The following is a 25,569-nucleotide window of genomic DNA, read 5'->3' as shown; positions in this document are numbered from 1 at the left end:
GCCTCAAAACGCCGTGAATGGACACCGATCAACCGGGCGTCGGGCTCAGGCGTAGCGTTTTTCGTCTTTGCCGGATGCAGTCGAGCCCGCGCCTGACCAGCCTAGCTCCGGCGCAATCCGCGTGACGAAGTCATGGAGGATCTGGCGGTATTGCTCATGCTCGAACTCGTAAGGCAGTTCCAGCCGCAACTCGCTGACCTTGGGTAGGACCGGATCGGCGAAGAGCTGCTCCAAGATCTCCTCCGAGGTGCCGATGATATCTCGGGCAAACAGGGTTCGCCGTTCGCCCTGCGGCGTTAGTGTCCGCTCATAGCGGCCGGCGGCATAATCCTGATACCGGCGACGGGTGGCGGCATCAGCACTGTCGAACGGCACGATGACGCGGCCGAGCGCGATGCGGTCCCGGGTTCTTGCGGCTGCACGATAGGTCTCGATGAGCCGCGATTGAGCAATGAGGAAGTCGTCGGTTCCCTCGCCCGTGATCACATTGCCGGTCAGCAGGTTGAAGCCGTTGCGGCCGGCCCATTCGGCCGAGCGTTGCGACCCGCCGCCATACCATATCCGATCGATCAGCCCCTTGGCATAGGGCTGCAGGCGCGGACGGATCGGGCCGAAGGGCGTCTTGATGAAGGTCTGCTCGTCGCCAAGAGGAGTGCCGCGCAGATTGTCGGCAAAGCGCAAGACGCGATCATGGGAGAAATCATTGCTCTCCCAGTCACCGTCGAAGACCAGCGGCGCGATTAGGTCGGCATGCAGCGGCCGGCCGGCGCTGACGCCAACGTTCAACCGCCCGCGCGACAGGACATCGACGGTGGCGAGGTCCTCGGCCAGCCGGTAAGGGCTTTCATAGCCGATCGGGATCACCGCCGTGCCCAGCTGGATCCGGCTGGTTCGCTGGGTTGCAGCCGCCAGGAAGGCACTACCCGACGAAATGCCGGGCTCCAGATGCCGCTGCCGGACCCAGGCGCTGTCAAAGCCCAGCTCCTCGCCATATCGCAGTTGCTGCAGCGTCTGTTCCAATCCCGCCAGCGGATCGTCGTCGGGATAGTTTCCAGGGGTCAGGAAGCCGATATGGTTGATTGAGATCTTGCGGCCGCTCATGTCATCACTCCCATTTACGCGTTCTGGCGATCAATATTTCGGCAGGCCGGGCGGATTGGTTTCCGACTTCGGGAGGGCTTCCTCCGCCAGATGCCATTGGTCGAGGACCTTGCCGTAGGTGCCGTTGGCGATCAGGTCGTTGGTGGCGACGGTCAAGGCGTAGGCCAGGCCACTCCCCTTGCGCGTGGTCACAGCGACATCGGAACGATCCGGCCAGCCGGCGCTCAGTGTGCCGACGCTCCTGATGTTCTTGTCGCGCGCGGCGATGTAGACGAGCTGCGCATGCGGCTGGACGATCACATCGGCGCGACCGGACGCCAGTGCCAGCAAGCTCGCAGCATCGTCGTCATAATATTGCAGCTCCAGCGGCTTCAGCCCTGCGGCGACATTCTCTTTGCTCCATTCGAGCAGGATGCGTTCCTGATTGGTGCCGGCACCGACGATGAACTTGAGGCCCGCCGCATCCTTCGGCTCCTTGATCGAGCCGATCTTGCTGTCCGACTTGACGTAAATGCCGTGCAGGCCCTGGCGATAGGTGGAGAAATCGAATTTCTCCTTGCGCTGCTCGGTGACGCCGACATTGGAGATCACGGCATCATATTTGCCTGAGGTGAGGCCTAGCGGCCAATCGATCCAGGCAACCGGCACCAGTTCCAGCTTCAGCCCGAGGCTGTCGGCGATGACAGTGGCGATGTCCGGATCGGCACCAACCACGGTCCTGGCGTCTGTCGCGTAGGTGGCAAGCGGCGGGCCGCCTGGCGCGACGGCAACCGTGAGCGTGCCGGGCGTCACGAACGTGAAACCTTTCGGGATGGCGGCGATGGCTTTTTCGTCCCGCTCGACATGAATGCGGCCCGGCTGCTCCGGGCTCAGGTCGAAACTCAGATCATCGGCGCGGGCCGTGCCGAAAGACGTCAGCGCCGTCATCATCAAAACGAATGAACATGCCCGGATGGCCGGTATGCCTGTCATAATAGTCTCCATATTCTATCTTCATGAAGGCCGGCTCACGCTTTCGCGGAGCCGGCCGTCTGTCACTTCCGAACCGATTACGAACCGCTCTTCGGCAGGCCGGGCGGATTGGTTCGCGACTTGTCGATGGCCTCTGAAGTGAGGCTCCAGCGCTTCAGCACCTCACCGTATTTGCCGTCCTTGATCAGGTCGTTGAGCGCGATGGTGACCGCATCCGCAAGACCAGCGCCCTTGCGCGTCGTGACCGCGATCTCGGCCGTCAGCGGCCAGCCGCCGCTGAGAGTACCGACCAGCTTGGTGCTGCCCTTGATGGAGGCGCTATAGGCGAGCGTGGCGTTCGGGTTGAACTCGACGTCGGCGCGGCCCGACTGGATCGCCAGATCGGCGGCGGCGCGGTCGTCGTAATACTGCACCTCGACCGGCTTCAGGCCAGCAGCGACATTCTCGCGGTCCCACTCCAGGATGATCTTCTCCTGGTTCGTGCCGGCGCCGGTAATGACCTTGAGGCCGGCGACATCCTTCGGCTCCTTGATCGCGGTGATCTTGCTGTCGGCCTTGACGTAGAAGCCGAGCACATCCTTGCGATAGGTGGAGAAATCGAACTTCTGCTTGCGCTCCTCGGTGACGGTCACATTGCTGACGACGGCATCATATTTGCCGGAGGAGACACCCAGCGGCCAATCCTCCCAGGCAACTGATACAAGGTCCAGCTGCAGGCCGAGCGAATCCGCGAGCAGCTGTGCGATCTCGGGATCGGTACCGACCACCGTCTTGGCGTCGGTGGCATAGGTTGCGACCGGCGGATCCCAGGGGTTGATCGCCACCGTGAACTTGCCAGGGTTGACGAATTTGAAGTCCGGCGCGATCGCCTTGATCGCAGCTTCGTCTTTTTCGGCACGAATCCGATTTGACGTATCAGGGCTGAGATTGAACTTTTCCGCTGCATAGGCGGAGCTGAGCCCGAACACGGCCACGGCAATCACGCCGGCCACCAGGGATGTCGTTTTCTTGAAGACAGTCATGTAGCTTACCTTCTTTTCATTCTAGGATTGTGGTTGCGCATGCTTTCTTCCTTTCGCGAAGTGGGGCCGGTTTTCGCTAGAGAACTTTTGCCAGGAACTCGCGCGTGCGCGGATGTTCGGCGTCATTGAAGATTCTGGATGGTGGGCCGACCTCGAGAATGTGGCCGCCTTCGATGAAGACCACCGTGTCAGCAACCTCGCGGGCAAAACCGACCTCATGGGTGACGATGACGAGCGTCGTGCCGGTACGGGCGAGTTCCTTGATGACGTCGAGCACTTCGCCGACCAGTTCCGGATCGAGCGCCGAGGTCGGTTCGTCGAAGAGCAGCACCTTGGGGCGCAGCGCCAGTGCGCGGGCGATGGCGACACGCTGTTGCTGGCCGCCGGAAAGCTGTCGCGGATAGGCGTTGATCTTGTCGCTGAGGCCGACGCGGGCGAGTAGTTCCTGCGCCAGTTGCACGGCTTCCTCGCGGCTGACGCCCCGCACCTGGATCGGTGCCTCGATGAGGTTTTCGAGCACGGTCAGATGTGGAAAGAGATTGAAGCTCTGGAAGACCATGCCGATATCGGCGCGGCTCTTGAGAATGTCCTTCTCCTTCAGCTCATAGAGCGTGTCGCCCTTCTGCCGATAGCCGATAAAATCGCCGTCGATCGAGATGAAGCCGCTGTCGACTCGCTCCAGATGATTGATGGCGCGCAGCAAGGTCGACTTGCCGGAGCCGGAGGGGCCGAGGATGGCGGTGACGCTGCCGGGCGGAAGATTGAGTTCGACATTGTCGAGCACCTTCAGAGCGTCGAAACTCTTCGAAATGCCGTGAATACGCACGGCACCGCCGGACGCCCTGAGGCTTGCCACATCGCTGAAGCCGGTTTTGCGCACGACATCTGTCGTTGCCCCAAGCAATGGCAGAGGGCGCCGGAAGCTGGTGAAGAAGGCCTGGAACGGGAGCGGCGTCGGGTTGCGCACGGCACCCTTGGAGAAATAGCGCTCGATATAGTACTGCGCGATCGACAGCACCGTCATGATGATCAGATACCAGACGGTCGCTACCATCAGCAGCGGGATGACTTCGAGGTTGCGGCGATAAATGACCTGGACCGTATAGAACAGTTCCGGCAGTGCGAGCACGTAGACCATGGACGTGCTCTTCGCTAGTCCGATGATCTCGTTGAAGCCGGTCGGCAGGATCGAGCGCATGGCCTGCGGCAAGACGATACGGAAGGCCTGGCGGCGGCGCGACAGGCCAAGGGCGGACGCCGCCTCCAACTGCCCCTGATCGACCGAGAGGATGCCACCACGCACGATCTCGGCAAAGAAGGCCGACTGATTGAGCGTCAGTCCCAGAAAGGCGGCGGCGAAGGGCGTCAACAGCTGCACTGTCGGATAGTCGATAAAGACCGTGTCCGTGAAGGGGATGCCGATCTTGATGGTCTCGTAGAGATAGCCGAGATTGTTCAGCACCAGCAACAGCACGATCATCGGGATCGAGCGCAACAGCCAGATATAGCCCCAGGAGAGACCAGACAGCAGCGGCGACTTGGAAACGCGGGCAAGCGCCAGCGCCGTACCGAGGATCGAGCCGGAAATGGCGGCCAGTACGGTCAGAAGCAGCGTCCTGCCGAGGCCGACGAGAACGGGTTCGGCGAAGAACCATTCGGCAAAGACGCCCCAACCCCAGCGCGGATTGGTGAAGGTGGAATAGAGTACGGCGGCGATGACGACAGCGGCGAAAACGGTGCCCGCCAGCCGGGCGGGATGACGCGCCGGCACGATCCGGTAGCGGGAATGATCCTGCTTTTGATCGGCGATCCGGCTACCGGGATCGATCCCGGCGAAATCTGTCGTCAGTGCCATGATATTTCCCTTTTATGGATTATCGGTCTGTTGCCGCTTTCACCTGTTGCCACCGGCCACCCGCAGCTCCGGCTCAATCAGATGGCTGACATCCTTTTCGAAGGGCAGCGTCTTGTGGATTTCCGGATCGACGGTCTGATCGAACAGCGCGGTGTAGCCGTAGCCAAGGTAGAGACCGACGGCCTCCGGCTGGCGAAAGCCGGTGGTGAGATAGATGCGGGAATAGCCCTGGCGGGCCGCCTGTGATTCCAGCTCGACAAGAACCTTGCGTGCCAACCCCTGCCGGCGCAGATCGTGACGGGTCCAGATGCGCTTGAATTCGGCAGTGCGCTTATCGTAGCGCTTGAACGCACCGCCGCCGATGGTTTCGCCGTCGCGGATGAGAAGCAGGAAATTGCCGTCCGGTGGTGCAAAATACTCGGGCGGATAGCGATTGAGTTCGGCCGCCGCGCCCTCGGCACTGAAATAGTTGCCGTAGCGGCTGTCATATTCGTGGATCAGCTCGTCGATCAGCGGCTTGGCGCGCGGGTCGAGAGGGGTCGTGTAGAGAAAGCTGTCACTCATCTCATCAGCCGTCCTGTTGTGGTCACTATGAAAGAAAGGTCTCGGCCAGCCGCACCCAGTAGCGGGCGGCGGGCGCTATGATCGTGTCGTCGAAATTGTAGTGGGCGCTGTGCAGAGGAGCGCTGTCGCCGTTACCGACGAAGAGGTAGCTGCCCGGTTGCTCCAGCAGCATGAAGGCGAAATCCTCGCTTGCGGTACGCGGCCGGAAATCCTTGGCGACCTGCGCCTCACCGAAGGCCTCCAGTGCGACCGCGCGAGCGAAATCCGTCTTATCTCGATGGTTGATGAGGGCCGGAAAGCCGAGGCGATAATGCACGTCCGCCTGTGCGCCAAAGCTTTCGGCCTGGGCGCGGGCAAGTGCGGGAATACGCTGTTGCAATTGCTGGCGAACCGTCTCGCTGAAGGCGCGCATGGTCAGCTTCAGCTCGACGCTTTCCGGGATGACGTTCGAGGCGGAGCCGGCATGGATCGAACCGACGGTGGCGACCGCCATATCCTGGGGATCGACATTGCGCGACACGACGCTTTGCAACGCCGTGATGAAGGAAGCCGACGCCAGGATCGGATCGACCGACTTGTGCGGCTCGGCCCCGTGGCCGCCCTTGCCGATAATGCGGATCACGGCCTGGTCGACGGAGGCCATGGCCGGGCCGGCGACGAAACCAAACTGGCCTGTTGGCACACCCGGCCAATTGTGCAGGCCGAAGACGGCATCAACCGGAAAGCGTTCGAAAAGTCCGTCGGCGATCATCTTCCGAGCACCGGCACCGATCTCTTCGGCCGGCTGGAAGATCAGCGTTAGCACGCCGGAGAAACGGCGGGTCTCGGCGAGATAGCGCGCCGCCGCCAGCAGGATCGACGTATGCCCGTCATGGCCGCAGGCATGCATGACGCCCGGATTATCGCTGGCATAGGGAAGGTCCGTCGCCTCCTCGATCGGCAGGGCGTCCATATCCGCCCGGATGCCGATGCGTTTTTCGCCGTCGCCGCCCCGAAGGGTAGCGACGACGCCGGTGCCGCCGACACCAGTCGTCACCTCGTAACCCCAGGAGGAAAGGAGAGAGGCGACGATCTTGCTGGTCCGCAGTTCCTGGAAGGCGAGCTCCGGATAACGGTGCAGATCATGGCGAAGCTCGATGATCTCGTCGATGAAAGAGGCCAGCCCCTTTTCGATGTCGTCCGCCGGTCGATGATGCTGGGAAATGACGTTCATGGCTTGCTCGCCCGCGCCTTAGGCGCGGATCGCCCTTCCCTGTTCGACTTCGTCCTTCACGCCCGCATAGCGGCTTTCGCGATAGGGCAGCCCCAGATGATCACGCAGCGTCGAGCCCTTCAGCACCGGGTCGAAATAGCCGCGTTCGGTGAGGATCGGCAGGACATGCTTGGCGAAGTCGTCGAAGCCCTCGGCGATCACCGGGAAGCCGAGGATGAAGCCATCGGCGGCATCCTGATCCACCCAGCGGATGATCTCGTCAGCGATATGCTCCGCCGTGCCGATGAAGGCCGTGCGCGGCGTTGCGGAATCGAGCGCGACCTGGCGCAGCGTCAGCCCCTTCTCCCGCGCGATCTTCTTGATGCGGTCGGTGGTGGCACGGAAATTATTGCGGCCGATGTCGCCAAGATCGGGGAATGGATCATCCAGCGGATAGACGCTGAAATCATGATGATCGAAGAAGCGGCCGAGATAGAGCAGCGCCTCCTCAATGGTGACGAGATTGCGGATCGCCTGATACTTCGCTTCCGCCTCTTCCTTCGTCGCGCCGACGATGGGGCCGATGCCCGGATAGATGCCAACTTCCGCGGCGCTGCGGCCCTGCGCGATCACGCTGTCCTTGAGCTGGCGATAGAAGACCTGCGCATCCTCGATCGGGCCGCCATTGGTGAAGACGGCGTCGGCATGCTTGCCGGCAAGCCGGATGCCCGAATCCGAGGCTCCGGCCTGGAAGACGACCGGCTGGCCCTGTTTGGAGCGGCCGATATTCAGCGGCCCTTCGATGCGGAAGAAGCGGCCCTTATGATCGAGGCGATGCATCTTGGTCTTGTCGGCATAAACGCCGGTCTCGCGGTCGCGGACAAAGGCGTCATCATCCCAGGAGTCCCAAAGCCCCTTGATCGCGTCGATATATTCCTCGGCGATCTCGTAGCGCAGTTCGTGCTCGGGATGCTCGCGGCTGTAGTTGCGGCCGGACCCTTCAAGCGGCGACGTCACCGCATTCCAGCCGGCCCTGCCGCCGCTGATCAGGTCGATCGAGGCAAATTGCCGGGCGACGGTGAAGGGATCGCTGTAGGAGGTCGACAGCGTGCCGACCAACCCGATCTTCGAGGTCGAGGCGGCCAGCGCCGACAGGATCGTGATCGGTTCGAAGCGATTGAGGAAATGCGGGATCGATTGCTCGTTGATATAGAGGCCGTCGGCAACGAAGGCGAAGGCGATGCCCGCCTCCTCCGCCTTGCGCGCCGTCTTGACGAAGAAGTCGAAATTGATGCTGGCGTCGGCCGGTCCGCTCGGATGCTTCCAGGCGTTCATATGGCCGCCGGGACCCTGCAGCATGATGCCGAATGTGACGTGTTTCTGAGCCATGGGATCAATCCTTTCCAAAGCAAATGTCAGGCGGCGAGTGATAGCCGCTCCTTGGCGAGCAGCTCGATGGAGGCGAGACGCTCGGCGGCGGGCAGTGCCGGCGTGTCGAGAATGAATTCCTTGACGCCGTAGCGACGGTGCAGCTCGTCGAGCTCCTTGCGGATCTGTTGCGCCGTGCCATGCAGCACGCTCGGCACCTTCTCCTCGGTCCGGTAATCGCTGACGCCGGCCTGGCGGGCAAATTCGGCCGCCTGCTCCTCGTTGCCGACATTGACGGTCTGGCCGTTCGGAAGGAAAAGCTTGACGATGCGCAGATCGCCGACACGCTCGCGCGCCTGCTCTTCGCTTTCCGCGGCAAAGGCCGCCAGCGCCAGGATCGGGCGCTTGCCACCGCTTGCCTTCTCATAGGCCTCGAAGGTCTTGCGCAGGTTCTCAGGGTCGCCGTTCAGATGACCGGCAAAGACCAGCTCCCAGCCCTTGCTCGCAGCCAGCTCGGCGCTCTCGACGGAGGCGCCCAGCAGAAAACGATCGGGCGCAATCGAGGGAAGCGGCGTGGCGATGGCGGCATCCGCCTGGGCTTCCGCCGAAAGATAGGTGTTGATGTCGGCAAGCTGGTCGGCAAAGCTCGGTTTGCGCGCCGGGTCGACCGCTATCTGCAAAGCCCGCGTCGAGAGTGGAAAACCGCCCGGCGCCTTGCCGACGCCGAGGTCGACGCGGCCGGGGGCCAGCGACGACAGGAGATTGAAGGTCTCCGCCACCTTGTAAGCGCTGTAATGCTGCAGCATCACGCCACCGGAGCCGATGCGGATTTTCGATGTTTTGGCAAGCAGATAGGCAATCAGTGCCTCGGGCGCGGAACTCGCCAGGTTCGCCATATTATGATGCTCGGCCACCCAGAAACGGTGATAGCCAAGCTCCTCAGCGCGGATGGCCAGCTTGGCGGTTGCCCGCAGCGCATCCGTGGCATTCTTACCGGCTTCGATGGGGCTTTTGTCGAGAAGGCTCAAGAGATAGGACATGTGGGGTCATCCGATTATCGCACCGGTGCCGCGGCACCGCTTCAATAGTCTATAAAATACGTAGACTGCATATATTATAAGAAACGACGTTCTCTTCGCGCGGCCAAGTGAGGAAATAAGTTGCAAAGCATGCATGCACGCTCGGCGTGAGCATCTCGCTCAGAAGTCGCCAATCGGCGGCATGCTCGATCCGTGTTGGATTGCCAGCAAAAGCGTATCCCGGTTCCGCGATGTCCTGTGCCGAAATGACGGGAAACTCTCTTGATCCCCGGAAGGATTCGGGTGAACTAGGCAGTGGAAGATATTCGATAGCCGAGGACACATGAACGACAACGTCATCAAGTTTCGAAAGCCGAAACCGCCGCCTAAGGCACCGCGTCCCGGGCTGCGCAAACTGCTTGTCGTCATTGTCGTGCTTGCGGTGTTTGCCGCCGCCTGGGGATATTTTCAGATCGTTGGTACGCCGGCCCGGTAAGGCTAAGGATAAATCCGATGAGCGTTCGCCCACCGCAATCTCTCAGGCAGTTTCATTCAACCGATAGCGGTTTCAACGTTCTCGAATATGAACTCATGGCCGAGCGCGCCAGTTCCCTTGGGCGCCACGGGCTAAAGGTGGAAACCGCGCTGGCGGAATTGCAGGCATGGAGCGCGGCACGTCACAGTGCAACAGAGCGCGAAAGCCTTGTGAACAAAGCTGCCGATGCCGTCTGGGCCTTTTTCATCCAGCGTGAAATCTGCGGGCTGAAAAATGGTCGTGATCTTATCCAACGTTACGCGATCCCCAGCGAGGTGCTCGCGAGGGTCGGCGTGGTGCGTCGACAGGAGTGAGGTGCTGTCGTGTCAAATATGGATCAAACGGGCGAAAAATCGCTCATCGCACCGGTAAAGGACTTCGGCAACGGCGCGGCGAAGGAACCGCGCTTGCTGGTGGTGAGCCCCAGCGAGACCAGCGCCTCGGCCTGCTTGACCGCCGCCGCGACGCCGTCGATCACGGGCACACCGTAGATTTCCTGCAGCTCGCGGGTAAGGTCGGCCATGCCGGCACAGCCGAGCACGATCGCTTCCGCCCCGTCTTCGTCAAGCGCTCGCTCGATCTCGGCCCGCAATTTGCCGATTGCCTCTGGCGCGCCATCCTCGAGCTCCAGTACCGCGATATCGGAGGCCCTGACCTTCGCCCGTCCACCCATGCCATAGTGTCGGACGAGATTGTCGATCAGCACGCGGGAGCGCTCCAGCGTCGTGACGATCGTAAAGCGCTGCGCCAGGAAACCGGCCGTCACGACGGCGGATTCGCAGAGCCCAAGAACCGGCACATCCGAAAAGGCACGCGCCGCTTCCAGTCCGGTATCGTCGAAACAGGAAATGATCGCGGCGTCATAACCCGCCGTGCGTTGTTCCTTGAGTTCGCTGAGCAAGCCAGGAACGGCAAGAGCGCCGTCATAATATCCCTCGATGGAAGGCGGTCCCATGCGCGATGTCGCGGCGATGATCTCCGTGCCGGTGGCCGCGACGGCGCGTGCGGCGACGGCCGCCTTTTCCGTCATTGACGTGGTGGTGTTTGGATTGATCAGCAATAAGCGCATGTTCTCAGCTTTTCTTGGCCTGCCGGCGACCGAGCATGGTCATGATACCGAGCGCGACGAGAATGATAGTGAAGGAGAAGAGAGTCGTCACCGTTCCCAGCGCATAGAGCACAGGCGTGGTGACGTTGGTGGTCATCCCGTAGATTTCCAGGGGAAGCGTGTTGTAGGTGCCCGAGGTCATCAGGGTGCGCGCGAATTCGTCATAGGACAGCGTGAAGCCGAAGAGGCCGACGCCGATCAGGCTCGGCGCGATCATCGGCAGCACGACATGGCGGAAGGTCTGCCATGAACTCGCCCCAAGATCGCGCGCAGCTTCCTCGTAAGCTGGCGAGAAGCGGTTGAAGACGGCGAACATGATCAGCACGCCGAAGGGCAGCGTCCAGGTCAAATGCGCGCCGAAGGCCGAGGAATACCAGGCCGGAGGCAAGCCACCTTGTTGGAAGACGACGCCGATGCCGAGGGAAATGATGATGGACGGAACCACGAGACTGGCGACGGTGGCATAGAACAGCAGCGACGATCCGCGGAAGCGGCGGCGGAAGGCCAGGCCCGCCAGCAGCGAGACGACGACGGTGACGACCATGACCATCAGGCCCAGGATAAAGGACCGCTGGAACGAGGCGCCGAAATCGCCGACCGCCTGTTTCTCGAACAGGTTGGCGAACCAATGCAAGGAGACGCCGTTCAACGGGAAGGTCAGGCCGCCGTCAGGCCCCTGGAAGGAGAGGATGACGATCGCTGAAAGCGGGCCATAGAGAAACAGCACGAAGACAATGAAAAAGATCGCCAGAACGTAGAATTCGAAGGTTCGCTTTTCGTGGTTCATCTCAAAGCTCCTTACGGATATCGACGACGCGCAGGATGGCCGCGACCATCATAAGGACGACGATCAGGAGCACGACGGCATTGGCGGCCGCTGCCGGATATTGCAGCAGCGACATCTGGTTTTTCATCATCAGCGCGATGGAGGCGCTCTGTCCGCCGGACATGACCTGCACGGTGGAGAAATCCGCCATGACCAGGGTAACGACGAAGATCGAGCCAATCGCCATGCCGGGCTTTGCAAGCGGGATCACTACATTCCACAGAACCTGCCAGCCGTTGGCGCCGGCATCGCGCGCCGCTTCGAACAGTGAGCGGTCGATACGCATCAGCGTATTGAAGATCGGCGTCACCATGAACAGCGTATAGAGATGCACCATCGCCAGAACGACGGCGAAATCGGAGTAGAGCAGCCATTCGATCGGTTTTGGAATGAGCCCCATCTCGATCAGCGTCGAATTGACGAGACCGTTGCGTCCGAGCACCGGGATCCAGGAGATCATGCGGATGATGTTCGACGTCATGAACGGCACGGTGCAGACGAGAAAGAGAATCATCTGCGTCGACGTGCGGCGAATATGGAAGGCGAGGAAATAGGCGACCCAGAAGCCGATGAACAGGGTCAGAGACCAAACAATGACAGTGAATTTCAATGTGTTGAGATAGGTTTTCCAGGTAACCCATGAACCCAGCGTGTCGGTATAGTTCGTGGTCAGGAAGGCGGGATAGAGGCTGGCGAAATCATAGTCCCAGAAGCTGACGACACCGATCATCGCGATCGGTAGAAGGAAAAAGAAGCCGAGGATCAGAAACAGCGGCGCCGCCTGGAGATAGGAAACGAGCCCCAAGGGCACGCGAAAGCTGCGCCTTGGTTTTGCTGTTGCCTGGTCCGTTTCTGATGAAGCGATCGTCGCCATGGTCCGGTTTCTCCGTTAGCGGCTTCCTCCCCCCGCCTGCACGGGGAGAGGATTTGATGGGCAGAGGCGATACCGATTAGGCAGCGATGAACTCGTTCCAGCGACGGACCATGTAGCGGTCTTCGTCCATCACCGAGTTCCAGCAAGCGACCGCACCCATGCGGGCTTCGAAGGAGCCACCGTCGCGAACGGCGCCGGCCTTCTCCATGACCTTGCCTTCCGGAGACAGGATATCGCCCTGCGCCGGCTTGCCTTCGATCCAGTAGCCCCATTCGTCGGCCGACATGAAGCCCTTGGCGGTTTCCATGCAGGCGGAATAGTAGCCCTGGCGGTTGAGATAGCCGCCGACCCAGCCGGAGGTGTACCAGTTGATATATTCATAGGCGGCGTCGAGTTCTGCGCCCTTGAGGTGCGCGGCAAGCCCGAGACCACCGCCCCAGGCGCGATAGCCTTCCTTGAGCGGCTGGAAGGTGCAGGCGATGCCCTTCGAGCGGACGGCGGCAACGGCCGGCGACCACATCGACTGGATGACGACTTCGCCCGACGCCATCAGGTTGACGCTTTCGTCGAAGGACTTCCAGAAGGCGCGGAACTGGCCTTCGCCCTTGGTCTTGATCAGGAAGTCGATCGTCTTGTCGATTTCCGCCTTCGTCATGTTGCCCTTGTTGGCATATTTGATCTTGCCTGCGGCTTCCATGATCATCGCGGCATCCATGATGCCGATCGACGGGATGTTGAGGATCGCGGTCTTGCCCTTGAAGGCCGGATCGAGAATGTCGGCCCAGCTGGTGATCGGGCGACCGGTAAGGTCGGGACGAATGCCGAGCGTGTCGGCATTGTAGATGGTCGGAACCATCGTCATCCACTGCGTCGGCTCCTTGGCGAATTTCTTCGAACCCTGCGCTTCGACGAAGCCGACCGTATGCGGCGCCGTTCCCTGGGCAATGACGCTGTCGGACTTCAGCTTGCCGTTGATGAACAGCGGCACGATCTTGTCGTAATATTTCAGCTTCTTGACGTCCATCGGCTGCAGCACGCCGGCCGGGAACACCTTCTTGGCGATCCAGTATTCGATGTCGGCGATGTCGTAGCTGTTCGGCTGGGTGACGGCGCGCTGGGCGGCGGCGTCGGAATCGGTCGCCGTCATCTCCAGCGTGATGCCGAGATCGGCCTTGCACTTCTCGGCGATGGCATTGATGTTCGAAACGCCGGTGCCGAACTGGCGGAGCGTGATCTTCGTCTGCGCCCAAACGGTCGGAAAGCCGGTGATCAGGCCGGAGCCGGCGATGGCGCCGGCTGCTGCTGCGCCGGTCTTCAGCAGCGAGCGGCGGGAGATGCCCTTTGCTGCCTTGGTTGTCTTCTTCTCAGTCGTCATGTCAGTTCCCCTTTTTGTGATGCTTGGAATTCATGCGGAAACACGACCGAGGAGGACCGCGTCCTCCAAGGCCCAACTCAAAGACACCGCATCGCCGACCGATACGGGTTTGGAGAAATAATCGCCGTCGCTTGCGATGACGGTGAAGTCGTCGCTGCCCGCGCCAATGACGGTGATCTTCACCGAGGCGCCCCGATATTCGATATTGGAAACGACGCCGTTCAAGCCGACGCCTTTGTCGGAGCCAGACGCCAGCCGGACGCGATCGGTGCGAATGCCGATATCGATAAGCTCGCCCACGTCCCTGCCGGTGCCGCGCACGGAAAAGCTCTGGCCCTCCGGCGCGGTCAATGTCAGTACACCGTCCTCGCTGGACGTCACCCGGCCCGAGAGCACGTTATGATCGCCCATGAAGCGGGCGACGAAGGCGGTTGCCGGACGCTCGAAGACTTCGCGTGGTGACGCCGCCTGCTCGATCTTGCCGTCGTTCATGATCACCATGATATCGGCGAGGGCCATCGCTTCTTCCTGACTGTGCGTGACGTGCACGAAGGTGATCCCGAGCGTCTTTTGCAGCTTCTTCAACTCGGCGCGCATGCGGATCTTCAGGAACGGATCGAGCGCCGACAGCGGCTCGTCCAGCAACAACGCCTCGGGATCGGTGATCAGAGCGCGGGCGAGCGCCACGCGCTGCTGCTGCCCGCCAGAAAGCTGCGCCGGTCGTCGCGTAGCGTAAGCCTCCATCTGCATCAGCTTCAGCATCTCGAGCGCCTTTGCCCGACGCTCGTCCTTATCCACGCCCTTCATCTTCAGGCTGAAGGCGACGTTGTCGATGAGGTCGAGATGTGGAAAGAGTGCATAGGACTGGAACATCATCGCCGTGCCGCGCTTGGCCGGTGGAAAATCGGTGACGACGACATTCCCGAGCCGGATATCGCCCGACGAAATGCTTTCGTGACCCGCGATCATGCGAAGCGTGGAGGTCTTGCCGCAGCCGGAGGGGCCGAGAAAGCAGCAATAGGAGCCAGCCGGTATCTTCAGGCTGATGGCGTGGACGGCGGTCGTCGTGCCATAGACCTTCGAAACGGACGCTATATCGATCTCTGCCGCTTTCGACATCGTATCTCCTTTTGTTTGGGAAGGACGATGCATCTGGCGTGCCAAGTCTGTTGCGCTGCACTAAGCTATTGTGAATCATGGAGTTTCAGCGCGGCGCGAACGAGGTGCCTTATATAAGACAAACATATGTTTGCACATGAAATAGGCTTTCGTCTGCAATATGTGCACTAGATCGTATACGATTATGCTTTCCTTTTGTTACAAATTCCGTTTAACTTTTGCGGCGAACGCGGATATCATTCCGTCGATTATCAGGTATCCGCTCTTATGAACTCCACAGCCGACGCGCTCCAGACGACCAGCGATTCCACAGAAACCGGCGCCCAGCAGATCCGCGATGCCATTCGCGAGGCGATCGTCGAGCGCAGGCTTTCCCCAGGCACGAAACTCTCCGAGAGCGACGTCGGCAATCTGTTCAATGTCAGCCGCACGCTGGCGCGCGCCGCTCTGCAGGCCCTATCCTACGAGGGGCTTGTCAGCGTCGAGAAGAACCGTGGCGCATTCGTTGCCTATCCCTCGCCCGAGGAAGCCCGGCAGATCTTCGCCGCTCGCCGTCTGGTGGAGCCGGGCATTCTCAAGGAAGCAGCGGCGAGGATCACGCCCTCGCAGATCCAGCACCTGAAGCAGCTTCTGCTTGAAGAGGGCCGGCTCATGGCTGAGCGTGGTCAAACGGCACGCCGGGCCGAGATCAAGGCCTCCGGCGATTTCCATCTGATGCTCGCCTCGATCTCCGGCAATCTGATCATGCAGCGTTTCATGGAAGAATTGGTCGCCCGCTCATCCCTGGTGATCGCGCTTTATGGCCAGTCTAGCGTGTCGAGCTGCGGTCATGCGGAACATGGCGATGTCATCGCCGCCATCGAGCGCAAGGATATCGAGACGGCATGCCATCTCATGCTTCACCATATTTCCCATATCGAAGCCGATCTCGATCTGCGCGAGCGCAAGAGCGTCGGCCTGAGGGAAGCCTTCGAGCAATAAACCGACGCAACGGCATAGGTCTCGGGGCTTCCTCCTCATTACGTCCAACGGAGATAGATTTGAGCCCGATCGAAACCCTTTTCACCCGCGCAAAGCTCGCTGATGGCTCTCTCAAGGATATCGGCGTATCAGGCGGTCGCATCATCTCCATCGAACCATCAAGTGCTGAGGCACCTCTTGCCGAGAGCGTCGATCTCGGCGGCGCACTCGTGGTACCCGGCTTCGTCGAAGGTCATATCCATCTCGACACCAGCTTTTTCGGCGATGCCTGGATACCGCACAAGCCCTGCACCAACGGCTTTGATGTGCATGAGCGCGTCGCATTCCAGGCGCAGAATATGGCGCAGGCCGCCCCCATGGATGAGCGTGCCCGCAATCAGCTGGATCTCTGCATCGCCAATGGCAGCACGCAGATGCGCAGCCATGTCATGGTCGACGGATCGGTCGGGCTGAAATCGCTGGAAACCGTTCTCGCCGTCCGCGACGACTATCGCGACTATATCGATATCCAGCTCGTCGCCTTCCCCCAGAGCGGCATCCTGAAGAGCTCGGGCACTCCGCAACTGATGGACGAAGCCATTTCCATGGGCGCCGATCTCGTCGGCGGCCTGGACCCGGCCAGCTTCGACCGTGATGTCGAGGGACATCTAAACGTCGTCTTCGGCGTCGCCGAAAAGCATGGCGTCGATGTTGATATCCACCTTCACGACGGCGGCACGCTCGGCCTTTTCACCATCGAGCAGATATGTTCTCGCACGCGCGCCCTTTCCATGCAGGGACATGTCGCCATCAGTCACGCCTACGGGCTCGGCGATCTCCCGGTAGAAGCCGCCAAGCGTGCCGCCGAAACGATCGCAGCCAGCGGCGTTTCCATCATGACCAACGCGCCTGGCAACCATGCTTTCCCGCCGGTCGCCTTGCTTCGCACGGCGGGCGTCACAGTCTTCAGCGGCAGCGATAATATCCGCGATTCCTGGTGGCCCTATGGCGATGGCGATATGCTGGGTCGTGCGATGATGATCGGCTATCGCTCGGGCTTCTATACCGACGACGAATTGAAGGCCGCCTTCGATGTCGTCACCGATAGCGGCGCGAAGGCGTTGCGTCTCGACGGCTATGGATTGAAGATCGGTGCGAAGGCGGATTTTGTGACACTGAAGGCAGAGCATGTACCCGAAGCGGTGGTCGCAATTCCTAGGGAGCGTTCGGTCTATAAGGCCGGCCGGCTCGTCGCCAGGAACGGTGCCGTCATTCGGGCGTGATTTTCATCAGATCTTGCATTCGGATTTTCTTATAGTCTATTGAAAAGGCGTCATAATGCTTGATCTGGTCATTTCGAACGTGCGTATCGCCGGCCGCGATCAGCCGCTCGATATCGGCATCAAGGATGGCAGGGTCGCCGCGCTCGAAACCGGTCTGGTTTCCGATGTGCCGCGTCAGGATATGTGCGGCTGCTTTGCATTCGGCGGCTTCATCGACAGCCATATCCATCTCGACAAGGCATGTGTTCTCGACCGCTGCCTGATCTGCGAAGGCACGCTGGAAGAGGCCGTGCGCGAAACGGCGAAGGCGAAGTCGGCCTTCACGATTGAAGATGTCTATGCCCGAGCCGCGCGCGTGGTGGAGAGCGCCATCGTCAACGGCACGACGGCGATGCGGACGTTCGTGGAGGTCGATCCGCGTGCCGGCTTCCGATCGTTCGAGGCGATGCGGCAAATCAGGCATGATTATCGCTGGGCTCTCGATATCCAAATCTGTGTCTTCGCGCAGGAGGGTTTGACCAACGAACCTGAGACAGCCTCGATGCTGGACAAAGCGCTTGGTGACGGCGCCGACCTGATCGGTGGCTGCCCCTATACCGATCCCGAGCCTCAGGCGCACATCCGCTGGATTTTCGATCTCGCCGAGCGCCATGGCGTCGACGTCGATTTCCATCTCGATTTCGATCTCAATCCGGCGAACTCGGCCATTCCGGCCGTCATCGCCGAGACGCAGCGGCGCGGCTATGGCAGGCATGTTTCTATCGGCCACGCCACCAAGCTTTCCGCCATGCCGAAGCAGGAAGTCGTCGAGGTCGCCATGCGGCTGGCCGACGCCGGTATTGCCGTTACTGTGCTGCCGGCGACTGACATGTTCCTGCTCGGTCGCGATCGGGATCATCTCGTGCCGCGCGGCATAGCCCCTGCTCTGCTCCTCGCCACACATGGCGTCACGGTTACGGCCGCGACCAATAACGTGCTCAATCCGTTTACACCTTATGGCGATGCCTCGCTTGGCCGGATCGCCAATCTCTTTGCCAATGCGGCGCAGCTTTCCCGCGATGAAGACATCGCCACTGCATTCGACATGGTGACCACCAATGCCGCCCGCCTCATGCGGCGCGACTATGCTCTCCAAACGGGAGCGCCGGCCGACATCGTCATACTCGACGCCGTCGATCCGCTTTCCGCCATCCGCGAAATCCGCCTTCCGATCGCCGGATGGAAGAGCGGCCGACAAACGTTCAGCCGCCCAAGGGCACAGCTGCTTCGTCCAGCGGACTGAGGAGTAGCCGTTCGCCGCTAGGTTCGGACAGTCTTGTGCAGCCAGGTCGCAAAGAGGCTGGGCCATTCACCGGAAGGCATGCCTTTCTTACCCATGGCGAACCCATGCCCGCCGCTCGCGAGACGATCCAGTTCGACAGGAACACCGGCCCGTTCGCAGGCGGCCTGCATGATCAGCGTGTTGGCCGGATTGGAAATCGGATCATTCTCAGCCTGAACGAGAAACATAGGCGGGCAATCGCTGCCGACATATGTGTCGACCGACCACATGGCGCTCATCTCGGGGCTGGGGTGATCGCCGACAAAGATGCGCCGGGTCGACGTGTGATCATAAGGCGGCCGCAGCGTGATCACCGGATAGATCAACGCCGCGAAATCCGGACGCGCCGAAAGCGCATCGATCGTGTCCATGGCAGGATAGGAGGCAAAGGCCGAACGCGCCGAAGCAAGACCGAGCAGGTGACCTCCCGCCGAGAAGCCGAGCACACCCAGCCGTTTCGGATCGATGCGAAAGCTCTTCACATTGGCTCGAATGAGGCGGATGGCGCGCTGGGCATCCTGCAGCGGGGCGAGTGGACCGTTGGTCCACCCTTCCCCCGGAAGCCGATACCGCAAAACGAAAGCCGTTATACCGCGATCGTTAAGCCATGAGGCCGCCGGAAGCGCTTCCTGGCCCTCTTCAATCCGCTTGTAACCGCCACCCGCCGCAACGAGCATGGCATCACCGTTGGGATGTGCCGGCGTATAGACGGTAATCGACGGTATCGCGATGTTGGTGATCGCACCCCAGGCATTAATGGTCATCGGATCGGATGGGCCGCCACTGCCAGGTGGCTTTGCCGGCCAAAGCGGAAGCGTAGCGGCAACGGGGGCGGCCTGCACCTTGCGGGAGAATGCTGCGGCACTCATTCCTGCCAGCATCGATCGGCGTGTCAGCATTGCGCGTCCTCGGTAAGGTTTTTCGCCATCAGAGTGGCCCAGGCGTCATGATAGCCTGTCCTCAGCCCCGGAAGCGAATCGGCTTTTCGACACCATAAGTGATCGGCAGACGGCGCTTTATTTTTTCAGTTCCCGCTCAAATTTCTCGATCTGCTGGATGACCCAGGGGTCATCGGCGGAATACTGAATCGCCTCACGATCCGTCCGCTCCCGGCGCCGCCTCAATATCCAGTCCATCAAAGCGTAAAAGAGCCGCATGCGAGTATCCATGTTCTTTTGGAACGTGAGAGGCCCGACCACCGGCCTCGTGAGCGTTATCAGTAGTCGAGCCTCAACCAGCCGCAAGGCGTTGCGGCCATTACCTATTTGCCTTCCGCTAAATGAACGCTAGCTGAACATGGATGCACTTTATAAGAGAGATATCATGTTTGTTGTCACACTCAAACCTTGCCGGAAAAGGCGAGGCGATCAGCTCTCTTCACCTGTTAGAGATGACTGCGTCTGCGAAAAAAAGTGTCGATTTCGAAAAAACCGCCTCCCTGGCGTCCTTTTTCTGTCAGCCGTACCGATATGACGTAATATGACCTAGTCGCCACGGAACAGCAGCGCTACATCACGCCGCGCTGCTTCCGATTTCCCCGGAGCGGCATAAGCTTGGCCTCGCTTCCGCGGGGCCTTTTTTCTTTTATGAAAATTGCGCTAGCCGAAACGCGGCTCGTTCCCTGCTTTACCGCCGGGGTTCGCCGCCGGGCGCATAGACGGTATTCTGCTCGAAGCGGAATACCGTTCCGCAGCCGCAACGAATCATGTGCTTGCGCGGATCGGCCGATGGCCGTTCCGTGGAAAAGCCGCGCGGCATCTCGTCGATCCTAAAATCCCGGCTGGATCCAGAGCGATCATCGCTTTCGGAAACTTCCGCGAAGCCGGCATGGCCGCACTTCGAGCATTCCAGCTTTCGTGAATATCGATCTCGCGCAGCCATTCTTTTCCAATCCGGGACTCAAGTCAGCCTCCTTCTATCAGTGCTTTTCCCGCTCTTGAAGAGAGCTGACGTCATCGCTTTGATCGAAACACCCCTAAAAAAAGAGGGTGACGGACAGGAAAAGAGATTGACCTGATAGCAGATGTCAGACCAATTTAGCCGTCATGATGACCAAGGCGATGCTCACACCACTCCCCTCGATCGATCGGACGCAGCAAGTGATCGACGCGCTGTCCGACTTCATCGAGTCGTCGGAGCTTCAGGCGGGCCAACGGCTGCCGACCGAGCGTGAATTGATGGCCGCTCTCTCGGTGGGTCGCTCGACGATCCGTGAGGTACTCACGCATTTTCAGGCTCTGGGCGTGATGGAAACCCGCAAGGGCAGCGGCACCTATCTGCTGAAGCCGGTTTCCAAGTCGACCATCCATATGCCTTTGTCGCTCGACACCACGCATCTGCGTGATGTCCTGCTGCAGACCCTTGAGGTTCGCCGCGGCATCGAATGCGAGGCCGGAATGGTCGCCGCTAGGAAGCGCTCAACCGCGGATATCGCTATCATTGAGGAGAAACTCAACGAGATGGAGCGCGTCCATATCGCCAAGGGCACTTCCGGCCCGGAAGATCTTGCGTTTCATCTTGCCGTCTATGACGCCAGCCACAATCCGTTGTTCAAGCAGCTTCTCGAACAGATGCGCGGAACCTTCGAGCGCTTCTGGACGCATCCCTTCGACCGGCAGGATTTTGCCCGCCGGTCCTTCCCCTTTCACCGCACGCTGTTCAACGCGATCGTCGCCCAGGATCCCGAGGCGGCACGCGCCGAAACACTGAAAATTCTCGACGTCGTCGAGGAAGACATCAAGGAAATGTCCAAATGACTGACGGGCTAGAGCCGTTCGAACTCGCTTCTCTGATTACCGCCCATGACGACGGCAATTTTGCCGAGGCTGTGGTGCCGCCGATCTTCCAGACATCGCTTTTCACCTTTTCCAGCTACGACGAGATGATCTCCTGCTATCGTGGCGAGAAGGTACGGCCGATCTATACGCGCGGCCTCAATCCGACCGTGCGTATGTTCGAGGAAATGCTGGCAAAACTTGAAGGCGGCGAGGATGCGCTCGGCTTTGCAAGCGGCATGGCCGCGATTTCGTCTGCCGTACTGAGCTTCGTCGAACCCGGCGACCGGATCGTTGCCGTCAAGCATGTCTATCCCGACGCCTTCCGCCTCTTCGGCACCATTCTGAAGCGCATGAAGGTCGAGGTGACCTATGTGGACGGTCGCGACGAGGAAGCCGTCGCCAAGGCGCTTCCGGGCGCCAAGGTCTTTTATATGGAAAGCCCGACAAGCTGGGTGATGGAAGCCCATGACGTCGGCGCGCTCGCAGCGCTCGCCAAGCGGCACGGCGTCGTCTCGATGATCGACAACAGCTGGGCCACACCCTATTTCCAGCGGCCGCTGACGCTCGGCGTCGATCTCGTCATCCACTCCGCTTCCAAATATCTGGGCGGCCATAGCGATGTCGTCGCTGGCGTAGTTGCCGGCTCCAAGGAGATGATCGCGCGGCTCAAGGCCGAAGCCTATCCCTATCTCGGCGGCAAGCTGTCGCCTTTCGATGCCTGGCTTTTGATCCGCGGCCTGCGCACCTTGCCGATCCGCATGCAGGCCCATGAAGCCGCCGCCATCACGATCGCCCGACGATTGCAGGAGCTCGATGCCGTCGAGCAGGTCTGCCATCCGGGCCTTGCCAACCGCCTCCCCGCCGGCCTCAACGGCACCTCCGGCCTCTTCTCCTTCATCTTCCGCGAAGGCGTCGATGTCAGGGCCTTTGCCGACAATCTCAAGCTCTTCAAACTGGGCGTGAGCTGGGGTGGGCACGAAAGCCTGATCGTACCGGGCGAAGTCGTGCTTCAGCAAAAGGCACAACCGAATTCCGCGCACACCTTTGGTATCAACCCGAGGTCCGTACGTCTCCATGTCGGTCTCGAGGGAACCGAGGCGCTGTGGAGAGATATCGAGCAAGCGATCGCCGCTGCCTCGTAAAACCTGCAACCTTCAGAGAAAAACCTAAAAAGGGGGAACCGAGCATGAAAAGACTGATAACAGCAGCACTCTTTACCGCAATGATGGCCGGAACGGCCTTTGCCGATACGACGCTCAAACTCGTCGAAGTCATCACCAGCCCTGAACGCACCGAGACACTGAAGTCGATCGTCGGCAAGTTCGAGGCGGCCAATCCGGGCACGAAGGTCGACATCATCTCGCTGCCCTGGAACGAAGCGTTCCAGAAGTTCGCGACCATGGTCTCGGCCGGCGATACGCCGGATGTGATGGAAATGCCGGATACCTGGCTGTCGCTCTATGGCAATAACGGCATGCTCGAAAGCCTCGAGCCTTACCTCGCCAAGTGGGACAACACGAAAGAACTGACGCCGCGTGCCCTCGAGCTTGGCCGCGACGTGAAGAACACGGCCTATATGCTGCCCTACGGCTTCTATCTTCGCGCCATGTTCTACAACAAGAAACTGCTGAAGGAAGCCGGCGTCAGCGAACCACCAAAGACGATGGACGAGTTCGTCAAGGCATCCGAGGCGGTCGCCAAGCTCCCCGGAAAATACGGCTACTGCATGCGCGGCGGCCCGGGCGGCCTGAACGGCTGGATGATCTTCGCCGCCTCCATGGCCGGCGACAACAAGTATTTCACCGCCGATGGCACCTCCACGATGAACAGCGCCGGCTGGGCGAAGGGCATCGAATGGATGGTCGATCTCTACAAGAAGGGATTGGCGCCGAAGGATAGCGTCAACTGGGGCTTCAACGAAGTCGTCGCCGGCTTCTATTCCGGCACCTGCGCCTTCCTCGACCAGGATCCAGATGCCCTGATCGCGATCGCCGAGCGCATGAGCAAGGACGATTTCGGCGTCATGCCACTCCCGAAGGGACCGGACGGCAAGTCCTTCCCGACCATCGGTTATGCCGGTTGGTCGATGTTTTCTACCAGTCAGAACAAAGATTTGTCCTGGAAATTGATAGCAACACTTGAAGGAAAGGAGGGCAACCTTGAATGGAACAAAAAGATCGGCGCCCTACCGGCCTATACCTCGGCCGAGAAGGATCCCTTCTATGCGACCGATCAGTTCAAGGGCTGGTTCGAGGAACTGGCTGACAAGAACACGGTGCCGACCGTCATGCCGACCTATCTCGAGGAGTTCGCTTTCTTCAAGGATTCGCTCGCCATCAAGACATCGCAGCAGGCACTGATCGGCGATATCTCCGCAAAGGATCTGGCCGATCAATGGGCCGACTACCTGACCAAGGCGCAGCAGAAGTTCCTCGCCAAGAAGTAAGACCATCCCCGGCGGCGGAGCAATCCGCCGCCGTTTTTTCGCACACGACACAGACGGCGCCCGAACGCCGCGAATGGGAACTGATTTATGACCATGACCGCCGATAGGCGTCGCGACCGCAGGCCGTGGCTGAAGCGTCTTGCCGATGCCGCGGAGCCTTATCTTTACAGCGCCCCTGCCCTCATCCTCATTATCGCCGTCATGCTGGTGCCGCTGACGATCGGCATTTCCTATGCATTTCGCGATATCCAGCTGCTCAACCCCTTTTCCGGCGGATTTATCGGCCTGGAGCATTTTCGCGATCTCTCGAAAGATGCCGCCTTTTATGGCGCGCTGAAGAATACGCTCTGGTGGACCGGCGCCTCGGTTCTCCTGCAATTCGTCTTCGGGCTGATCCTGGCGCTGCTGTTGGATAAGCCGTTTTTCGGCCGGGCACTGGTGCAGGCTTTGGTGTTTCTGCCCTGGGCGGTCCCATCCTTCTTGGCCGGCCTCAACTGGGCCTGGCTGTTCAATCCGGTGATCGGGCCAATCCCCCATTGGCTCTTCGATCTCGGCTTGATGAGCGAGCCCCGCAACATCCTCTCCGATCCGCAATATGCGATGTGGGGACCGATCGTCGCCAATGTCTGGTGGGGCATTCCCTTCTTTGCGATCACGCTGCTGGCTGCCCTCCAGGCGATCCCGCGCGATCTCTATGAGGCGGCCTCCATCGACGGCGCCGGCTGGTTCCAGCGTTTCGGTTCGATCACGCTTCCTTTCCTCGCTCCAACCATCGCCATCACGGTGTTGCTACGCACAGTCTGGGTCTCGAACTTCGCCGATCTGATCGTCGTCATGACCGGGGGCGGACCAGCCGATCGTACTCAGATCGTTGCGAGCTACATCTTCACCCAGGCCTTCAAACGACTGGATTTCGGCTATGCCTCGGCCATCGCGCTGGTGCTGCTCGTGCTGCTGCTTGCCTATTCCATGCTGATCATCCTGCTGCGGCAGACCCTGCTGAACAAGGATTGAGCCATGAGACGATCCATCCTCCCCACCATCGCGCATCGCCTGGCGATCCTCTGCTACGTCGTCTTTGCGCTCTTCCCGCTCTTCTGGCTGTTCAAGGTCTCCCTCACGCCGAACGACCTGCTTTATACGGAAGGTGTCCGCATGTGGCCGTCGCGCACGACATGGGAGCACTATGCTTTCGTGCTGCAACACAGCGACTTTCCGACATTCTTCAAGAACAGCCTGATCGTCTCCGGATCGACTGCGATTGCCGTGACGATTTGCGCATCGCTCTCCGGTTATGCTCTCTCTCGCTTCAATTTCCGCGCCAAATACTGGATCGTGGCGCTGATGCTGCTGACGCAGATGTTCCCGCTGGTCATGTTGGTGGCACCGATCTTCAAGATCCTGACGCCGCTGCATCTGACCAACAGCCTGACCGGCCTCGTCATCGTCTACACGGCGTTCAACGTGCCCTTCGCCACCTTCCTGATGCAGTCCTTCTTCGACGGCATTCCGAAGGATCTGGAAGAGGCGGCGATGATCGACGGCGCGACACAGTTTACCGCGTTCCGGCAGATCATCCTGCCGCTGACGCTGCCCGGCATCGCCGCGACGCTCGGTTTCGTCTTCACGGCGGCCTGGAGCGAGCTACTGTTCGCCCTGATGCTCATCAACGGCAATCAGGCCGCGACTTTCCCCGTCGGGCTTCTCACCTTCGTTTCGAAATTCTCCGTGGATTTCGGACAGATGATGGCGGCGGGCGTCATGGCGCTCATTCCGGCCTGCCTCTTCTTCCTGCTCATTCAGCGTTATCTCGTGCAGGGCCTGACGGCCGGCGCGGTCAAGGGTTAGTCAA

The 25,569-nt window shown here is 60.4% G+C and carries 25 protein-coding genes; 10 read left to right on the top strand and 15 right to left on the bottom strand.

Annotation, left to right across the window (positions count from 1 at the left end; genetic code table 11):
- Window positions 1-45: 45 nt before the first annotated feature.
- The 8 genes from PMI03_RS21875 to PMI03_RS21835 all read right to left on the bottom strand — a co-directional run bounded on the left by PMI03_RS21875 (window position 46) and on the right by PMI03_RS21835 (window position 9,114).
- Window positions 46-1,101 (bottom strand): LLM class flavin-dependent oxidoreductase, encoded by a 1,056-nt coding sequence (locus PMI03_RS21875; RefSeq protein WP_007698107.1) that lies wholly within the window; start codon window positions 1,099-1,101, stop codon window positions 46-48.
- A 30-nt stretch (window positions 1,102-1,131) separates the two neighbouring features.
- On the bottom strand, window positions 1,132-2,073 hold the full coding sequence (locus tag PMI03_RS21870) for an ABC transporter substrate-binding protein (RefSeq protein WP_007698106.1): 942 nt from the start codon (window positions 2,071-2,073) through the stop codon (window positions 1,132-1,134).
- 77 nt (window positions 2,074-2,150) lie between these two features.
- A complete protein-coding gene (locus PMI03_RS21865) occupies window positions 2,151-3,095 on the bottom strand; it encodes an ABC transporter substrate-binding protein (protein ID WP_007698105.1) in 945 nt (314 codons plus the stop codon).
- 76 nt (window positions 3,096-3,171) lie between these two features.
- Window positions 3,172-4,950 carry an amino acid ABC transporter permease/ATP-binding protein gene (locus PMI03_RS31170; RefSeq protein ID WP_007698102.1) on the bottom strand — a complete coding sequence of 593 codons (1,779 nt, stop codon included), beginning with the start codon at window positions 4,948-4,950 and terminating at the stop codon, window positions 3,172-3,174.
- Between the two features lie 39 nt (window positions 4,951-4,989).
- The gene (locus tag PMI03_RS21850) at window positions 4,990-5,514 is read right to left on the bottom strand and encodes a GNAT family N-acetyltransferase (protein ID WP_007698099.1); all 525 of its coding nucleotides are present in this window, start codon (window positions 5,512-5,514) and stop codon (window positions 4,990-4,992) included.
- Window positions 5,515-5,539: 25 nt separating this feature from the next.
- Window positions 5,540-6,727, bottom strand: a complete 1,188-nt coding sequence (locus tag PMI03_RS21845; protein WP_007698096.1) for a M20 aminoacylase family protein — start codon at window positions 6,725-6,727, stop codon at window positions 5,540-5,542.
- An 18-nt stretch (window positions 6,728-6,745) separates the two neighbouring features.
- Window positions 6,746-8,095, bottom strand: coding sequence for an LLM class flavin-dependent oxidoreductase (locus tag PMI03_RS21840; protein WP_007698094.1), 1,350 nt, complete (start codon window positions 8,093-8,095; stop codon window positions 6,746-6,748).
- 26 nt (window positions 8,096-8,121) lie between these two features.
- Window positions 8,122-9,114: an MsnO8 family LLM class oxidoreductase gene (locus tag PMI03_RS21835; RefSeq protein WP_007698091.1), complete on the bottom strand. Its 993-nt coding sequence runs from the start codon at window positions 9,112-9,114 to the stop codon at window positions 8,122-8,124.
- A 322-nt stretch (window positions 9,115-9,436) separates the two neighbouring features.
- Here PMI03_RS21835 and PMI03_RS31365 point away from each other — a divergent pair, with 322 nt between their 5' ends.
- Window positions 9,437-9,589 carry a hypothetical protein gene (locus PMI03_RS31365; protein ID WP_007698087.1) on the top strand — a complete coding sequence of 51 codons (153 nt, stop codon included), beginning with the start codon at window positions 9,437-9,439 and terminating at the stop codon, window positions 9,587-9,589.
- Between the two features lie 17 nt (window positions 9,590-9,606).
- Complete coding sequence (locus tag PMI03_RS21830; RefSeq protein WP_007698078.1) at window positions 9,607-9,942, top strand: DUF6665 family protein; 336 nt, start codon at window positions 9,607-9,609, stop codon at window positions 9,940-9,942.
- A gap of 23 nt (window positions 9,943-9,965) precedes the next feature.
- Here PMI03_RS21830 and PMI03_RS21825 read toward each other — a convergent pair whose 3' ends face one another.
- The 5 genes from PMI03_RS21825 to PMI03_RS21805 form a co-directional block, all read right to left on the bottom strand.
- Window positions 9,966-10,697 carry an aspartate/glutamate racemase family protein gene (locus PMI03_RS21825; RefSeq protein ID WP_007698074.1) on the bottom strand — a complete coding sequence of 244 codons (732 nt, stop codon included), beginning with the start codon at window positions 10,695-10,697 and terminating at the stop codon, window positions 9,966-9,968.
- A 4-nt stretch (window positions 10,698-10,701) separates the two neighbouring features.
- Entirely contained in the window at window positions 10,702-11,523 is an 822-nt protein-coding gene (locus tag PMI03_RS21820) for an ABC transporter permease (RefSeq protein ID WP_007698060.1), read from the bottom strand.
- A 1-nt stretch (window position 11,524) separates the two neighbouring features.
- The gene (locus tag PMI03_RS21815) at window positions 11,525-12,436 is read right to left on the bottom strand and encodes an ABC transporter permease (protein ID WP_007698056.1); all 912 of its coding nucleotides are present in this window, start codon (window positions 12,434-12,436) and stop codon (window positions 11,525-11,527) included.
- Window positions 12,437-12,512: 76 nt separating this feature from the next.
- Window positions 12,513-13,811 carry a PotD/PotF family extracellular solute-binding protein gene (locus PMI03_RS21810; RefSeq protein WP_007698046.1) on the bottom strand — a complete coding sequence of 433 codons (1,299 nt, stop codon included), beginning with the start codon at window positions 13,809-13,811 and terminating at the stop codon, window positions 12,513-12,515.
- 30 nt (window positions 13,812-13,841) lie between these two features.
- Entirely contained in the window at window positions 13,842-14,930 is a 1,089-nt protein-coding gene (locus PMI03_RS21805; RefSeq protein ID WP_007698043.1) for an ABC transporter ATP-binding protein, read from the bottom strand.
- Between the two features lie 267 nt (window positions 14,931-15,197).
- Here PMI03_RS21805 and PMI03_RS21800 point away from each other — a divergent pair, with 267 nt between their 5' ends.
- The 3 genes from PMI03_RS21800 to PMI03_RS21790 are packed head-to-tail and all read left to right on the top strand — an operon-like array spanning window position 15,198 to window position 18,455.
- Complete coding sequence (locus PMI03_RS21800) at window positions 15,198-15,911, top strand: GntR family transcriptional regulator (protein ID WP_007698040.1); 714 nt, start codon at window positions 15,198-15,200, stop codon at window positions 15,909-15,911.
- 59 nt (window positions 15,912-15,970) lie between these two features.
- Window positions 15,971-17,173, top strand: coding sequence for an amidohydrolase family protein (locus tag PMI03_RS21795; protein WP_007698037.1), 1,203 nt, complete (start codon window positions 15,971-15,973; stop codon window positions 17,171-17,173).
- A 55-nt stretch (window positions 17,174-17,228) separates the two neighbouring features.
- Window positions 17,229-18,455: an amidohydrolase family protein gene (locus PMI03_RS21790; RefSeq protein ID WP_007698035.1), complete on the top strand. Its 1,227-nt coding sequence runs from the start codon at window positions 17,229-17,231 to the stop codon at window positions 18,453-18,455.
- Window positions 18,456-18,472: 17 nt separating this feature from the next.
- Here the strand turns inward: PMI03_RS21790 and PMI03_RS21785 are convergent, their stop codons facing one another.
- Window positions 18,473-19,393: an alpha/beta hydrolase gene (locus PMI03_RS21785; RefSeq protein WP_007698023.1), complete on the bottom strand. Its 921-nt coding sequence runs from the start codon at window positions 19,391-19,393 to the stop codon at window positions 18,473-18,475.
- Window positions 19,394-20,120: 727 nt separating this feature from the next.
- Window positions 20,121-20,375, bottom strand: coding sequence for a hypothetical protein (locus PMI03_RS21775; RefSeq protein WP_034516356.1), 255 nt, complete (start codon window positions 20,373-20,375; stop codon window positions 20,121-20,123).
- Between the two features lie 179 nt (window positions 20,376-20,554).
- Between PMI03_RS21775 and PMI03_RS21770 the strand changes: the two genes are divergently transcribed.
- The 5 genes from PMI03_RS21770 to PMI03_RS21750 all read left to right on the top strand — a co-directional run bounded on the left by PMI03_RS21770 (window position 20,555) and on the right by PMI03_RS21750 (window position 25,565).
- Complete coding sequence (locus tag PMI03_RS21770) at window positions 20,555-21,250, top strand: FadR/GntR family transcriptional regulator (protein ID WP_374189968.1); 696 nt, start codon at window positions 20,555-20,557, stop codon at window positions 21,248-21,250.
- Window positions 21,247-22,413, top strand: a complete 1,167-nt coding sequence (locus PMI03_RS21765) for a PLP-dependent transferase (protein WP_007698015.1) — start codon at window positions 21,247-21,249, stop codon at window positions 22,411-22,413. Before PMI03_RS21770 ends, PMI03_RS21765 begins: the two co-directional genes overlap by 4 nt.
- A 44-nt stretch (window positions 22,414-22,457) precedes the next feature.
- A complete protein-coding gene (locus PMI03_RS21760) occupies window positions 22,458-23,717 on the top strand; it encodes a sugar ABC transporter substrate-binding protein (protein ID WP_007698014.1) in 1,260 nt (419 codons plus the stop codon).
- 87 nt (window positions 23,718-23,804) lie between these two features.
- Entirely contained in the window at window positions 23,805-24,731 is a 927-nt protein-coding gene (locus PMI03_RS21755) for a carbohydrate ABC transporter permease (RefSeq protein ID WP_007698013.1), read from the top strand.
- Window positions 24,732-24,734: 3 nt separating this feature from the next.
- A complete protein-coding gene (locus PMI03_RS21750; RefSeq protein ID WP_007698012.1) occupies window positions 24,735-25,565 on the top strand; it encodes a carbohydrate ABC transporter permease in 831 nt (276 codons plus the stop codon).
- Window positions 25,566-25,569: the final 4 nt, after the last annotated feature.

The organism is Rhizobium sp. AP16 (genome assembly GCF_000281735.1).
Taxonomy (GTDB): Bacteria; Pseudomonadota; Alphaproteobacteria; order Rhizobiales; family Rhizobiaceae; genus Rhizobium; species Rhizobium rhizogenes.
Note: the sequence above shows the minus strand (reverse complement) of the source record. Positions and strands in the feature narration are given on the sequence as shown.